Genomic DNA, 13,719 nt, shown 5'->3' on the forward strand with positions numbered 1-13,719 from the left:
TATTTACCGGAATTACCGCTTATTGTATAATTGGGGCGTGACTGGCCCGGCTGCCGGGCGGAGGTATCGCTATGGAACTATCACCGGAAGAAAGAAGAAAAATCTACGAGGAAGAGAAGGCCAGGGTGGAAGCCCGGGAACAGCTGGAGCGGGAGCAGCGCGGCGCTCCCTACGCGTCCACCGTGAACCTCGCCCCCGGCATCAGCGGCCTGCTCTGCTACCTGGGCATCTGGATTACCGGCATTATCTTTTTTATCCTGGAGCAGCAGAACAAGTGGGTGCGCTTCCACGCCGCGCAGTCCATCGTGGTGTTCGGGTCGATAGGCATTGCCATGGGCGTGCTCGGCTGGATACCCTTCATCGGGTGGTTCTTCTCCGCCGTTCTCGGTATTCTCGGGGTAATCCTCTGGATAGTGCTGATGGTAAAAGCCTACCAGGGCGAGCGTTTCAGAGTGCCGCTGGCCGCCGAGCTGGCGGAAGCGATGGTGGGCTGGACTTTCAGGACGTCCGATACGCCGCCTGCCGCCGCCCAGCCGGCCGCTGCGCCTTTTTCCGCCCCACCACCCCCGGTCGCACCCCCGGCGCCGCCTTCTCCCCCGCCGCCGCCCTACCGCGCCGCCGCGACCGGCGATGAGCGACCCTCCCGCCAAAGGGAAGACGTTACGGGACGGCACCGCGAGCTGCGCGTCACCGGCTACGCCTTTGTCCTGGCCTGGTGCGTTATCCTGCTGGTGGGCCTTAACTTTTTCCATGAGTACATCGCTTACTACACCTATCACGCCGCCACCTCCACCTGGAGCTGGAAATCATTTTTCACGGATGACATCGAGCGCTGGCTGCCGATTTTGAATGCCGCGCTGATAGTCTCCATCGTCGGGCACACGGTACTGATACTGCTGGATAATATCCTTCTCCGCCGGGCCGTTCACGTTATCACCAGCGGCTTCGGGCTGGCGGCGGTTATCACCCTGCTGGCCGTTTATCCCTTTGATTTCAGCACCAATGTGATACCCAGCTCCACCGCCGCCGCCGCCACGGACATGGGCGTGAAAATAGGCTTAATCTGCATTACCGTGATTTACGGCATCAGCCTGCTGGTGAGATTTATCAACCTGCTGGTGAGCATCGGCAAGGCGGCAGCCGGAGGGGCGGACTGATACCGGCCGCGCCGTACCGCGCCAGGTCATAAAAACAGCTTTAACCGCCGCATTTCCGGCCGGTCAACCGCAGGTTATACCGAATAGAAAACATTTGACACGGGGTGCGGCTTTTATATATTCTTTAAATAAGATATATTATACTTTTTGCACAAAATGCTTTCAGGAGGTTGCCATGGCAAAATCCGTCACTATGCAAACAATTAAAGAGCCGGCGCGGGATATCAAGGTTATCCGCGAATGCGATGTTGTCGTCATCGGGGGCGGGCCGGGCGGCATCGGCGCCGCTGTTACCGCCGCCAGGAACGGCGCGGACACCGTGCTCATCGAGCGGTACGGCTATCTGGGCGGCATGGGCACCGGCGGCCTGGTAACGATTATCCCGCTGCTGAGCGACTATTTCGGCAAACAGCAGATTGCCGGCATCACCCAGGAGTGGATCGACCGCCTTATCTCCCGCGACGCCGTGGACTACCCCAAGAAAGAGCACTGGGGCTCCCTGGAGAAGGACCTGGTACGGTACTACTTCGAGCGCAGCTTTTTCATGACGCGGCTGGACCGCGTAAGCTACGCCGCTATCATCGACGCTGAAATTTCCAAGTGCGTCCTCGACGAGATGGTCAAGGAAGCCGGCGTCAAGGTCTACTGCCACGCCTGGGGCACCGAGCCCATCATGGAAGGCAACCGCTGCAAGGGCGTTATCATCGAGAGCAAGGCCGGACGCCAGGCCATCCTGGGCAAAATCGTTATCGATTCCACCGGCGACGGCGATACTTTCCCCTATGCCGGCATCGAGTTTGAAGACGATATCCCCCCGAACTACCGCATCTCCGCCCTGGCGCTCTGTTTCTGGGTGGACGGGGTCGACCTCAAGAAGGCCACCGAATTCCGCAAGACCCACCCCAAGGAAGCCATGGAGCTTTCCCGCAAGGCAATGGAGTCCGGCGCTTTCGGCGGGTATTTTACCAGCAACCTGCCCAACCAGGACGCCGTGGTCTGGTTCCACAACCGCTACGCCAACAAGAGCCAGATCGACATCGAAGAGCTGACCCGCGTCGAGTTCGAAGGCCGGGCCAAGATGCTCAAGACCTACGACTTCTTCAAGAAGAACATGCCGGGCTTTGAAAAGAGTTTTATCGTACTCTCCTCCCCGCAGCTGGGCACCCGCTCCAGCCGCCGCATGAAAGGCGAGTACTTCCTCACCGTTAAAGACATGGCGGATAACCAGCCGTTCCTGGACACCATCGCCGTTTTCCCGGACCTCGACCGCGGCCAGGCGTCCCTGGACCATCCCAATATGTACATTCCCTACCGCGCCCTGCTGCCGAAGAACGTGGACAACATGTTCGTGGCCTGCCGCGCTTTCTCCTCGGACAAGGACGTCCAGGAGTACTTCAACCTCATCCCGCACTGCATCGCTTTCGGCGAGGCCGCCGGTACGGCTTCCGCGCTGGCGCTCAAAGCGGGCGTGGACATCAAGAAGGTGGATATCAAGGCGCTCCAGAAACAGCTCGCCAAACAGGGCGTGCCGCTGCCGGACGTGACCAAGAAAGTCAATTTCAAGTATGAAGGGCCAGCGCTGGTCTCCGCCGCCTTCTCCCAGCACTAGGATAAGAATAACCGGAAAATGTAAATCAGGGGGCAGCCCAAAAAGCTGCCCTCTCTTTTTTTACGGGCCTCTCCCCCTAACCCCCTCTCCGTATACAGAGAGGGGGAACTGAAGAAGGCTGGCGAAACGGTGAACCAAGGGAAGAATCAGGGGAAAGGGCAACCGGCGGGGGGAAAAGGCCGGGCGGCATTTGTTTTTTTAATTTTTTTTATTATTTTCCGTACGTAATCAGCTACGGTTAATTGTTTTTTAGTTTATGTCCAGTTAGCTTCAAAATCCGGGCATTTGTTTTTAGTGTTATGTATAATAGCGGAAAGTTAACAGTTTACAGTGGACAGTTATCAGTTTATCGCGGACATACATGATTTACAATAGATGGTTGTCACGGCCTATGACATTTTAGCTTTGAAAATGGTTAACCATTCCGTTGCCAAACGGAATCCAGTGAGATGAATTTGCATGATTTCCCTTAGCCAGCACTAAGCCGGAATACCTGGACACCGGCCCCGATTGGCATGCGGGGTATACTACTTTCGCCGGTATGTTTATGGATAGATGCAAATAATAAAGCCCGGCGGAAAATCCCCTGCCGGGCTTATATCATCTTCCCCCTTAGGTAAAGGGGGAAATAAAGGGGGTTTTCCCTAGACCGCCGCGCCCTTGAGCGCTTTCTGGACGTAAGCGTAGCCTAAATCGAAGGCCTTGATATTTATCTCCCCCACCTTGGCTTTAAAGCGACCCAGGATAGCTTCCTTGGCCGTCTCGTTCTTAATGGGCATCAGCCCGGTGCCGAATAAAGCCCCCAGCATCACCACGTTGGCCGCCTGGAGGCTGCCCGCCTCTTTAGCCAGACCGCTGGCATCCAGGGGAATAACGCGCTGGGTGACTTCCTTAAGCTTTTTGATCATCTGTTCCTGCGTGGGGTAGCCGCTCTTACCCAGGTAAACGGTGTAAGGCAGCACGGTAGTGGTGTTGAGGACGACCACACTGTTTTTGGCCAAGTACTGGATATTCCGCAGGGCCTCCGACGGCTCCACGGCGATGAGGACATCGCACTTGCCTTCCGGCGTCATGGGGGCGATAACGTCCCCGCCCAGTCTCAGGTTGCTGAAGACCGAGCCGCCGCGCTGCGCCATGCCCAGCACCTCCGACCCCTTGACCGCCACCTTACCCCGCACCGCCGCCGTGCCGAGCAGCTCGGATACCAGCACCACGCCCTGTCCGCCGGTGCCGCAGATTATTATGTTAATCTCATTTTTTGCAGTCATCTTACTCTCCTGGTTTTATTGCGTCAAAGGGGCAGACCTGGGCGCAGACCCCGCAGCCGGGGCAGCCGGCCGCGTCCACCGCCACCTTGCCTTTATCCGTAATCAGGGCCGGGCAGCCCAGCAGGTTGATGCAGATATGGCAGTCGCAGGTAAGGCAGCGCTGCGCCTCACTGATAGCCTTCTCCCTGGTCAGCCCGGTCTCCACCTCTTTAAAGTTGCCTTTACGCTGCGCCACCGGCAGCACCGGCACGGCCGCCCGGGACTCTTTGGCCACGTCCCAGGTATCTATAATGAGCTTGCTCTCAAAGACCTCTTCGCCCTCGCGGCCCTGGTCCAGAGGCTCGCCCTTGAAGTACTTGTCGATGGATTTGGCGGCCTTGCGTCCCGCCGCCAGGGCCTGGATAACCGTAGCCGCCCCGGTAACCGCGTCCCCGCCGGCGAACACGCCCTTAACGTTCGTCGCCAGCGTCAGCGGGTCGGCCTGGATAAAGGCGCCGTTTACCGCCGCCGCCATTTCCCCACCCATGAAAGCCAGGTCCGGCTCTTCCCCCACCGCCGCGATAATCAGCCCGGTCTCGACAACGGACTCCGAGCCTTTTACCGGCACCGGGCGTCTCCGGCCGCTGGCGTCAGGCTCGCCGAGCTGCATTTTAACGCACTCCAGCCCGGCCACTTTATCATTCTTGACCACCACCTTGCTGGGGCCGGCAAGCAGGGTCAGCTTGACGCCCTCGTGCTCCGCCTCAATCACCTCGTCGGCGATGGCGGGCATCTCCTGGCGGGAGCGCCGGTAAACGATGTTCACGTCCTTAAAGCCCAGACGCAGGCAGGTGCGGGCGCAGTCGATAGCCACGTTGCCGCCACCCACCACCACCACCTTGTCTTCCGCTTTAATCTTCTCGCCGGTATTTACTTTGTGCAAAAACTCGGTGCCGTCGATAACGCCGGCGGCGCTATCGTTCTCGATGCCGAGGCGGCGACCCTTATGCGCCCCCACGGCCAGGAAAACGGCGTTATATTCTTTTTTGAGGTCGGCCAGCTTAACGTCTTTGCCAACCCGGCTGTTCAGCTTGATTTCCACGCCCAGCTTTTTAATAATGTCCGTCTCTTTAGCCAGGATGTCCCGCGGCAGGCGGAACTCCGGAATGCCCACGGCCATCATGCCGCCGAGCTTGTCCAGGGCCTCGAAGACGGTCACTTTATAACCGGCCTTGCGCAGGTCGTAAGCGGCCATGATGCCGGCCGGGCCGCCGCCCACCACCGCCACTTTTTCTTTTTTCCCGGCGGGGACGGTTAAATCATCGGTATATTTTCCGAAGTCGGCCGCCGCCCGTTTCAGCGCGTTGATGGAGATAGCCTCTTCCACCTCACTGCGCTTGCATTTGGTCTCACAGGGGTGGGTGCAGATGCGGCCGATGATGGAGGGGAAGGGAAGGGACTGTTTGATCAGCGCCAGCGCCTCATCGAACCTGCCATCCTTAATCAGTCCCACGTAGCCGCGGATATCAATATGCAGGGGGCAGGTGGCCTGGCAGGCCGGCGGCGCGCCGGACATGCACTTTTGCGGGTCCACCACGTAGGGTAGGGTCTTTTCGCCGCTCTTGCGCTTTTCCCGCTGGTCCAGGATATTGCAGAGCCGGCGGGCGATGACCATCGAGGGGCCTTCGAACTTGATGGCCCGCTCCATGGTGTCGATAAGTTTAGGCAAATCGAAAGCGTCCACCACCTCCACGAACTTGACACCGGAAGCCCGGGCGATGTCCTCGATTTTGATATCGAGATTGGGGTCGCCGGTGGCGCCGGGGTGGGGCTGAAAGCCGGTCATGCCGGTGGTGGAGTTATCCAGCACCACCATGACCATTTTCGACTTGTTATAGACGGCATTAATCATCGGGGGGATGCCGGAATGGAAAAAGGTGGAGTCGCCCAGGTGGGCGATCACCGGAACGTCCAGGACATGGGCAAAGCCGTTGGCCAGCCCGAAGGAGCCGCCCATGCAGACGGCGGCGTCATCGGAGCTCAGCGGCGGGTTGGCCGCCAGCGCGTAGCAGCCGATATCGCCGGTCTTTACCGGCTCCTTGCCGGTGGCCTGCTGGTAGCGGCGGGCGGCGATATTGATGGCGTAAACGGAGGCGCGGTGCGGGCAGCCGGCGCACATGGTCGGGGGGCGGAGGGGCAAAAGCGAGGCCGTTTCCCGGGCCAGCTTGTCTATCTCCGCGAAGTCCACCGGGGGCTTGACGCCGGTCAGCTTGCTTAAAGCCTCGGCGGCCTGGCGGACGGAAAGCTCCCCGGCTAACGAGAGCAGGTCTTTGCCGTGGATTTTGGCGGTAATGTCATTGTCTTTAGCCAGCACTTTCACCGCGTCCTCGACGAATGGCTCCAGCTCCTCCACCACCAGCACCTCGGACACGGACTTTAATAGCTGGAGGGTAAGCTTTTCCGGCATCGGGTAAGGCGTGCCTATTTTCAGGACGGACACCTTGTCTTCCAGTCCCAGCCATTTGACGGCTTCCAGGGCGTAGCCGTAGGAGATGCCGCAGGCAATCACGCCCAGTTTGGCGCCCTGCTTGAGGGCGAGGTGGTTATAGGGCAGGGTGTCCATCGCGCCCTTGATACTTTCCAGCCGCTTGATCAGCAGGCGGCGGTTGCCGCGGTAGTTGGCGGGGAGGCAAACGTATTTCTGGAAGTTCCGCACGAAGTTGGCCGGGCGTTTTTCCGCTTCGATTCCCCCCAGTACCACGTCACTGCGGGCGTGGCCGATGCGGGTGACCGACCGCAGCATGAACATCTGGCCGAACTCCTCGGAAAGGCGGTAGGCGTCCACCATCATGTCCTTGGCTTCCTGGGCAGAGCAGGGCTCCAGCACCGGGATGTAGGCCTGGCGGGCCAGGTAGCGGTTGTCCTGCTCGTTCTGGGAGCTCCACTGGCCGGGGTCGTCGGCGGATATCATCACGAAGCCGGGCAGCCCCATGTAGCTGGCGGACATCAGGGGGTCGTGGGCCACGTTGGCGCCGACGTGCTTCATAATAGTCAGCGACCTCATGCCGCTCATGGCGGCGGCCATGGCCACCTCAAAAGCCACCTTTTCATTGATAGACCACTCGGCGTACATGCCGGTGTTTTTAGAGTTATTGACCAGCGTCTCGGTGATTTCACTGGACGGCGTGCCGGGGTAAGCCGCCACCACCTGGACGCCCGCCTCGATAGCGCCCCGCGCTATAGCCTCGTTGCCCAGCATGAACAGGCTGACGCCGGGGGCATCGGACGTTAAAGTTACTTCAGCTACCTTGTTCAAAACATTCCTCCTGACCGGAGCATGGTTTACTCCATGCGCGATTGAATCAAATAAAAGGGGATAAAGAATAAAAAACGCTTATTGTCCAAGCTATATTTTACACGTTTTTCCCGCCGATTGGCAAACGGACAGACGGACGAAAGACACGCCGGCAACCGCCCGCGCCGTCAGCGTAAAAAGTCAGTAATATTAAGTTCAGCCGGAAGCAGCCGGCCCGCGCTATTCGAACATGATTACGTTGCGGAGGGCGTCGCCCTGGGCCGAGGACTCCAGCGCTTCGTTAATCTTCTTGAAGGGGAAGCGGGTGGAGATAAGCTCGTCCAGCTTGTAGCGCCCGGCCTGGTAAAGCTCGATAAGGCGGGTGATATCCAGGCGGAGGCGCACGGCGCCGATAGCGCTGCCGGTCAGCTTTTTACCCATCATAAAGTCCGTGGGCGCGAAGGCGGTCAGCTGCTCGCCGAAGCCGTGCCCGATGATAACCGTCGTGCCGGCCTGGGCGGACATCATGAAGCCCTGCCGCAGGATATCGATGCCGGCCACGCAGATGATAACGTTGTCCGCGCCGCGGCCGTAGGTAATCTCGAATATCTTGCGCACCGGGTCTTTTTCCTGCCGGGTGTTGACCGCGTGCGTCGCCCCGAAAGCTTTGGCCCTTTCCAGCTTGCTATCGATAACATCCACCGCGATAATGGGGTAAGCGCCGGAAAGCACGGCGGCCTGGATGGCGTTAAGCCCCACCCCGCCGCAGCCGATAACGGCGATGCTGCTGTTCAGCGTGACGTTGGCGCGGTACACCACCGCCCCGTAGCCGGACACCACGCCACAGCCCAGCAGGCAGGCCCGGTCCACCGGCAGGTCTTCCGGCACTTTCACCAGGTTCATTTCCGGTATGACGGAGTATTCCGCGAAACCGGCTACCGCTCCGGCGAACTGGGTAAGCCGGCGGCCCTGGGCGTCCACGTAGCGGCCCTTGGTATAGAGCATGATGTGGTTGTTCATGCACTGGTTGGAATAGCCGGTGCGGCAGTAGTAGCAGTGCCCGCAGCCTTCCGGAATAATGCTGGCAATCACCTTATCGCCGGGTTTTACGTATTCCACACCCTCACCGACCTCCTCCACGTAGCCGCAGATTTCGTGGCCGGGGATGGCGGGGAGGGGCGGGCTGCCGTGCTCCCCCTTGATGGAGTGGATATCACTGTGGCAGATGGCCGCCGCCGCGATGCGTATTTTGACATCGCCTTGGCCGGGCTTGTCCAGGGTTACTTCCTCTATGACCAGAGGTTTACCGTATTCGTGTAAAACTGCTGCTTTCATGAAACCTCCTTAATAATATATAGTAATCGACTCCATACGTAGTCTATATACCGTACTATTTAATGTCAAATCCGTTTCATTTGCCTTTTTCCCCGCCCGGAGAGTAGACTGGACGCAGAAAAGGCGGCGCCAGGACCCCAAAAGGCCGCCGAAGCTTCCTGAATAAACAGGGTAAAGTACTTACCCCCACCCCCCCTTTTCTAGTATCCCGGTAATAATTTGACAGTGGTTCTCTGATTACGATAATATTTCGGCAAGCATAGAAAAGGAGGCTCATCATGGCCGAGAAGAAATACGATAAATACATCATCGAGTACGACCCCGCCAAATTCCCCAACGAGCGCCGCCCGGTGATGGCCTACATGGACGATACCCTGGCGAAAGGCAGCCACTTTTACCTGATACACTGGATACTGCCGGGCTTCGCCAATAATCTGGGCGATTTCAAATACGCCGGGCACCCGCCGCACATCCACAAGGACGCCGAGCTGCTTTTCCACATCGGCACCGACCCGCAGAACCCGATGGACCTGGGGGCGGAAGTGGTCATGTACCTGGGGCCGGAGCTGGAAGAGCACCACATCACCCGCACCTGCTGCATCTGGATACCCCCCAACTTCATCCACGCGCCGTGGAAACCTATTAGTTGCCAGCGCCCGTGGATATTCATGGAGTTCAACCAGGGCCCGGCGCACACGGAAAAGTCTTACCGCCAGGTACTGCCCAAGGAAGCCCGGGAGAAAATCAACTGGGCGATGTGGCCGGACGACAAGTACGAAACCCCCGCCTGAAAAAGCCCCGCGGCGGTTCCCGGCTGAAGAAAGAGTTGGAGGATAAAGTGGCTTACAAGATAAATACCAAAAAATGTCTTAAGTGCGGGCTTTGCGTCACGCAGTGCCCGGAAAAAGCGATAGTGGTGGACGAAAAGGTAACGGAAGATGACGGCCTGACCCTCTACACGACACGCATCGATGTGAAGAAATGCACGGACTGCGGCGCCTGCGTCTCCCACGAATGGTGGTGCCCGGCCAAGGCTATTGTGAAAGGATAGTTTTTCAGCCGTCAGGAAATCGGCAACCATAACCGGCGGCGGTCAGGGGAAAGCAGATGAATACCCTGAAAATTAAAGCAGTGCCCCCCGGCGAAATCGACAGCGTGCTGGAGGTTTACCACGAGTGTGAGGGCTTCCTGGCACTGGGACCGGATGCCAACGCCTCGATGCAGATGGTGCTCAGGGACATGGAGGAGGCGGCGCGGGAAGGCGGCGTCTTCCGGGGGATTTACACGGAAGACCGTCTCGCCGGGGTGTTGAGCTACGTCCCCGGCAATTTTGAGGGCAATCCTTCCCACGCTTTCCTTACCTTATTAATGATAATCCCGTCCTGCCGGGAGAGGCGTTTCGGCAGCCGCATCGTGGCGATGGTGGAACAGGAGATACTGGCGGACAGCCGCATCACCAGCATCCTTTCCGCGGTACAGGTAAATAACCCCCGCGCCCTGAAGTTCTGGGAAAGAAACGACTACCGTATCAGCGGCGGCCCGGAAGCCCGGACGGACGGCACCACCGTTTTCCGCCTGCAAAAGGACTTCCCCGCCGGTAATAAAAAGATAAATCAGAAGGAGTGAAAAACATGGCGTCATTGAAATACAGCAAGTACTTTCTCCACGAGCTGCCGGAGGAGCAGCGCAAAAAAGGCTTCGGGCGGATGCCCTCCATGGTGGCTTTCACGGACAAGGATATCCTGGCGGACAGCAAATACTTTTCCGTGATGTGGATGGGGGAGGAAGCCACCAAGATGGGCGGGCACGGCCCGCATATCCACCAGGACGCGGAGCTGCTGGTAGCGCTCGGCACCGACCCCGCCAACCCCCAGGACCTGGGGGCGGACATGGAAATGTGCATGGGGCCGGAGATGGAAAGCCATATCATTACCGTTTCCACCATGATATGGGTGCCGGCCAAGCTCGTCCACGCGCCGTTCCGCATCCTTAAAGTGCGGCGTCCCTTCCTCTTCATCCAGTGCCAGTACGCGCCCAAGCTGACGGAAACGGCGCTGAAAAAACTGGTGGCGGAAGAACTGCGGGACAAGATGGTCTTCATCGACGCGGACGGCAAACAGCAGGACTAGTCCCCGTTTTCCCGCCGCTTTATATCGCGCCCGCGGATACGTGCTATAATGTTGGCACAGCACTGCCGATACTATTACGCTGTCTATCGGCCTGAGATAATAATAAAGCCGGAAGGAGACATATGTTAGATTACAATACCGCTAACTTAACCCTGTGGCTGGTGGGGCTGGGCGTCGTGCTGCTGGTGGCGCTCATCGTCGTCGCCTGGTACTATTTGAAAAGCATCTACTTCGGCATAGCTTCCATGAGCCAGCACACCAGGGTCTTCAGCGATACCGCCAAGGCCCTGAGCCAGGATATTAAGTCGCTTACGCTGGGCATGAGCTCTTTCAGCGAGGACATGAAAGGCCTGAATCAGATTTTCGCCGACCTGGGACAGGAGATCAAGACCATCGACGAGGACACCGGTATTCTGAACAAGAACGTGGACAACCTGACCGCCAGCGTTAACGGGCTGATTGCCAGCCAGAACAAGATGAACGAGTCCATGACGACGATTGAAAAGGCCCAGGAGGACGCCGCCAAATCAGTGGAACGCATTTCCCGGCATTTTTCCGAATAAGATAAACAGCTTAACATTTACCCGGCCATTGGGGAAGTGAGGCATCGTGCCGCGGTGCCCGCTTCCCTTATTTTTTCCGGCACGGCTCGTGCGCCTACTTGCCAAGTACTGCGATTACAGGCTATACTTATACTAATTATTCTTTATTACTGGTTGGGAGGAGGACCCCATGGAACAGTTCAATTTCCCCAAGTGTCAGAAATGCAATACCGGAGACCTCGTGCCTTTGTCCGATTTCGGAAGTCAGGGTGCTTCCATTCAGTTCAAAGCGTGGGTTTGCACCAATCCCGATTGCGGCTTCAACCTTAAAATCAGGAACGGTGATGTCTATAGAGACGAGCCTATCATGAGCGGCTCGATGCACAACTCCCGGCCTCGATAGTCCGTCGTCAGCGTCCGGAATAAACAGCAGCGGGTGGCTAATGTGCTTCCTCCTATAACCAGACTCAAGAGGGTAGCACTTGACCTCCTTTTTCCGCCGTATTGTATCGGCTGCGGCAGGGAAGGCGACTTTATCTGCGTCTCCTGCCGGCGGCAGCTGACGGTAATTATTCCCCCCGTTTGCCCCAGGTGCGGGCGTCCCCGGGCCGTTGGCGCGCCCTGCCCCGGCTGCATCGGGGAGGATTCCGCATTAGACGGCATCCGCGCCCCTTTCCTTTTCAGCGGCGTGGTGCGCCACGCCATCCACGAGCTTAAGTACCGCAACCTCCGCGCCACGGCGCCGCGCCTGGCCGCTTTTCTGGACGATTTCCTTAAAGAAAACCCCCTCCCCGGCGATGTCCTGGTGCCCGTGCCCATACACCCCAAACGCCAGCGCGAACGCGGCTTCAACCAGGCGGCGCTGCTGTGCCGGGAACTCGGCCGCCGCAGCGGCCTGCCGGTTATCGAAGGTTGCCTGGTGAAACGAACCTACACACCGCCGCAGGCCAGGGCATCCGGTGTGGCGAGCCGGCTGGCCAACGTGGCGGACGCCTTCGCCTGCGTTAATGAAAAGCTAAAGGGCCGGCAGGTTATCCTGGTGGATGACGTGTCTACTTCCGGGGCCACCCTGAGCGCCGGCGCCGGCACGCTTAAGTCCGCCGGGGCTTTATCCGTCTGGGGACTGGCGCTGGCGCTGGAGCTGTAAAAAATACTTTTTCCAGGAGAGTGATATGGAACTGCAAATTACCGGCACCAACGTGGAAATAACCGCCGCGACCCGCCGCTACTGTGAAAAAAAACTCGGCAAGCTGGACAAGCACCTGCCGGACATTATCGACGTGAAGGTGGAAATCTCCGAAGAAAACACCAAGTCCCCCCAGCAGCACTATCTGGTGCGGGCGACCGTCAACAGCGGGGCGGGCCGCTCTGTCTTTCACGCCGAGGAACGGGCGGAAGACCTTTTTAAAGCCATCGATAAAGCGGCGGCGGTCCTGACGCGGCAGCTGGACAAGCACAAGGGCAAGCTTTACGACCGCGGCCGGGGCAACCCCCGGGTGCGGGGCAAGTTCCCGGAGCCTGAAGCCGCCCCGCCCCGCCGGAAAGTGGTCAAGACCAAGCACTTCATCATCGAGCCGGCGTCTCTGGATGAGGCTATCGACCAGATGGAGAAGCTGGGACATGATTTCTATTTATTCTACGATGCGGAAGCCGCCGCGGTGCGGCTGCTCTACCGCCGCCGTGACGGCGATTACGGCTTGATAGTGCCGGAATTTAAATAGTAGATTTAGCGGGGTTAAACGCTTATAATGTAGCCTGGCCGCCATGAATAAAGCAATAGTTAAACACCAGACCGTGTACCTGTTTTTAGCCCCGGCCGGCCTGCCGGGCATTGTCCTGATAGTCTCCGGCGCCATTTACCAGGCGCGGCAATAGAAGAGCTATGGATTCGACCGAAGAATTATCCTACATCGTTTTCTATACCCCTTACGGGTGGGTCGGACTGCTGGCCTCGGACAGCGGGCTGCGGCGCGTTACCCTGCCCCTGCCATCGGCGCCGGATGCCGAGGCCGCCCTGGGGGATGAAATAATAGACCGGGCGGTGGTGTCAACCGACCCCTTCCGCGACCTCATGCCGCGCTTCCACGCCTATTTTACCGGGCGCAGAGTGGAATTCCCGGATGCGCTGGACTTTTCCGGTTTCACGCCCTTTCAGCGCTCGGTCTGGGAGGCCGCCCGGCGCATTCCCTACGGGGAGACCCGCAGCTACGGCTGGCTGGCCCGGCAGATAGGCAAGCCCGGGGCGGCGCGGGCGGTGGGACAGGCTTTAGGCCGGAACCCCTTCCCTATCATCGTGCCGTGTCACCGCGTGCTGGCGGGCGACGGCGGGGCGGGGGGATTCAGCGGGGGACTGGCGATGAAGGAAAAGCTGCTGGCGCTGGAAAAAACCTCAAAGGTAAAATAGT

At 58.7% G+C, this 13,719-nt stretch carries 14 protein-coding genes; 11 read left to right on the forward strand and 3 right to left on the reverse strand.

Annotated elements, in window-relative coordinates:
* Window positions 1-71 precede the first annotated feature (71 nt).
* Window positions 72-1,157 (forward strand): DUF4870 domain-containing protein, encoded by a 1,086-nt coding sequence (locus WC370_05265; protein MFA5308882.1) that lies wholly within the window; start codon window positions 72-74, stop codon window positions 1,155-1,157.
* Between the two features lie 175 nt (window positions 1,158-1,332).
* Window positions 1,333-2,766: an FAD-dependent oxidoreductase gene (locus WC370_05270; protein ID MFA5308883.1), complete on the forward strand. Its 1,434-nt coding sequence runs from the start codon at window positions 1,333-1,335 to the stop codon at window positions 2,764-2,766.
* 644 nt (window positions 2,767-3,410) lie between these two features.
* Here WC370_05270 and WC370_05275 read toward each other — a convergent pair.
* The 3 genes from WC370_05275 to WC370_05285 all read right to left on the reverse strand — a co-directional run bounded on the left by WC370_05275 (window position 3,411) and on the right by WC370_05285 (window position 8,643).
* Window positions 3,411-4,034 carry an indolepyruvate oxidoreductase subunit beta gene (locus WC370_05275; GenBank protein ID MFA5308884.1) on the reverse strand — a complete coding sequence of 208 codons (624 nt, stop codon included), beginning with the start codon at window positions 4,032-4,034 and terminating at the stop codon, window positions 3,411-3,413.
* Window position 4,035: 1 nt separating this feature from the next.
* On the reverse strand, window positions 4,036-7,329 hold the full coding sequence (gene iorA / locus WC370_05280; protein MFA5308885.1) for an indolepyruvate ferredoxin oxidoreductase subunit alpha: 3,294 nt from the start codon (window positions 7,327-7,329) through the stop codon (window positions 4,036-4,038).
* 219 nt (window positions 7,330-7,548) lie between these two features.
* A complete protein-coding gene (locus WC370_05285) occupies window positions 7,549-8,643 on the reverse strand; it encodes a Zn-dependent alcohol dehydrogenase (GenBank protein ID MFA5308886.1) in 1,095 nt (364 codons plus the stop codon).
* A gap of 278 nt (window positions 8,644-8,921) precedes the next feature.
* Here WC370_05285 and WC370_05290 point away from each other — a divergent pair, with 278 nt between their 5' ends.
* The 9 genes from WC370_05290 (at window position 8,922) to WC370_05330 (ending at window position 13,718) form a co-directional block, all read left to right on the forward strand.
* Window positions 8,922-9,434, forward strand: a complete 513-nt coding sequence (locus WC370_05290; GenBank protein ID MFA5308887.1) for a hypothetical protein — start codon at window positions 8,922-8,924, stop codon at window positions 9,432-9,434.
* A gap of 47 nt (window positions 9,435-9,481) precedes the next feature.
* Window positions 9,482-9,694: a 4Fe-4S binding protein gene (locus WC370_05295; GenBank protein ID MFA5308888.1), complete on the forward strand. Its 213-nt coding sequence runs from the start codon at window positions 9,482-9,484 to the stop codon at window positions 9,692-9,694.
* 56 nt (window positions 9,695-9,750) lie between these two features.
* The gene (locus WC370_05300) at window positions 9,751-10,269 is read left to right on the forward strand and encodes a GNAT family N-acetyltransferase (GenBank protein ID MFA5308889.1); all 519 of its coding nucleotides are present in this window, start codon (window positions 9,751-9,753) and stop codon (window positions 10,267-10,269) included.
* Window positions 10,270-10,274: 5 nt separating this feature from the next.
* The gene (locus WC370_05305; protein ID MFA5308890.1) at window positions 10,275-10,772 is read left to right on the forward strand and encodes a hypothetical protein; all 498 of its coding nucleotides are present in this window, start codon (window positions 10,275-10,277) and stop codon (window positions 10,770-10,772) included.
* 122 nt (window positions 10,773-10,894) lie between these two features.
* Window positions 10,895-11,335 carry a hypothetical protein gene (locus WC370_05310; protein ID MFA5308891.1) on the forward strand — a complete coding sequence of 147 codons (441 nt, stop codon included), beginning with the start codon at window positions 10,895-10,897 and terminating at the stop codon, window positions 11,333-11,335.
* A gap of 169 nt (window positions 11,336-11,504) precedes the next feature.
* Entirely contained in the window at window positions 11,505-11,717 is a 213-nt protein-coding gene (locus WC370_05315; GenBank protein ID MFA5308892.1) for a hypothetical protein, read from the forward strand.
* Window positions 11,718-11,759: 42 nt separating this feature from the next.
* Window positions 11,760-12,461 carry a ComF family protein gene (locus WC370_05320; GenBank protein ID MFA5308893.1) on the forward strand — a complete coding sequence of 234 codons (702 nt, stop codon included), beginning with the start codon at window positions 11,760-11,762 and terminating at the stop codon, window positions 12,459-12,461.
* 25 nt (window positions 12,462-12,486) lie between these two features.
* On the forward strand, window positions 12,487-13,035 hold the full coding sequence (gene raiA, locus WC370_05325; GenBank protein ID MFA5308894.1) for a ribosome-associated translation inhibitor RaiA: 549 nt from the start codon (window positions 12,487-12,489) through the stop codon (window positions 13,033-13,035).
* Window positions 13,036-13,196: 161 nt separating this feature from the next.
* The gene (locus WC370_05330) at window positions 13,197-13,718 is read left to right on the forward strand and encodes a methylated-DNA--[protein]-cysteine S-methyltransferase (GenBank protein MFA5308895.1); all 522 of its coding nucleotides are present in this window, start codon (window positions 13,197-13,199) and stop codon (window positions 13,716-13,718) included.
* Window position 13,719: the final 1 nt, after the last annotated feature.

The sequence above is a fragment of the Dehalococcoidales bacterium genome (assembly GCA_041652735.1).
Lineage (GTDB): Bacteria > Chloroflexota > Dehalococcoidia > Dehalococcoidales > RBG-16-60-22 > RBG-13-51-18.

Excerpts from the sequence above, each read along its gene's own strand:
- WC370_05285 (MFA5308886.1), bottom strand. The coding sequence starts at position 8,643 with ATGAAAGCAGCAGTTTTACACGAATACGGTAAACCTCTGGTCATAGAG.
- WC370_05315 (MFA5308892.1), top strand. The coding sequence starts at position 11,505 with ATGGAACAGTTCAATTTCCCCAAGTGTCAGAAATGCAATACCGGAGAC.
- WC370_05300 (MFA5308889.1), top strand. The coding sequence starts at position 9,751 with ATGAATACCCTGAAAATTAAAGCAGTGCCCCCCGGCGAAATCGACAGC.
- WC370_05275 (MFA5308884.1), bottom strand. The coding sequence starts at position 4,034 with ATGACTGCAAAAAATGAGATTAACATAATAATCTGCGGCACCGGCGGA.
- WC370_05270 (MFA5308883.1), top strand. The coding sequence starts at position 1,333 with ATGGCAAAATCCGTCACTATGCAAACAATTAAAGAGCCGGCGCGGGAT.
- WC370_05290 (MFA5308887.1), top strand. The coding sequence starts at position 8,922 with ATGGCCGAGAAGAAATACGATAAATACATCATCGAGTACGACCCCGCC.
- WC370_05265 (MFA5308882.1), top strand. The coding sequence starts at position 72 with ATGGAACTATCACCGGAAGAAAGAAGAAAAATCTACGAGGAAGAGAAG.
- raiA (MFA5308894.1), top strand. The coding sequence starts at position 12,487 with ATGGAACTGCAAATTACCGGCACCAACGTGGAAATAACCGCCGCGACC.
- WC370_05330 (MFA5308895.1), top strand. The coding sequence starts at position 13,197 with ATGGATTCGACCGAAGAATTATCCTACATCGTTTTCTATACCCCTTAC.
- WC370_05305 (MFA5308890.1), top strand. The coding sequence starts at position 10,275 with ATGGCGTCATTGAAATACAGCAAGTACTTTCTCCACGAGCTGCCGGAG.
- WC370_05310 (MFA5308891.1), top strand. The coding sequence starts at position 10,895 with ATGTTAGATTACAATACCGCTAACTTAACCCTGTGGCTGGTGGGGCTG.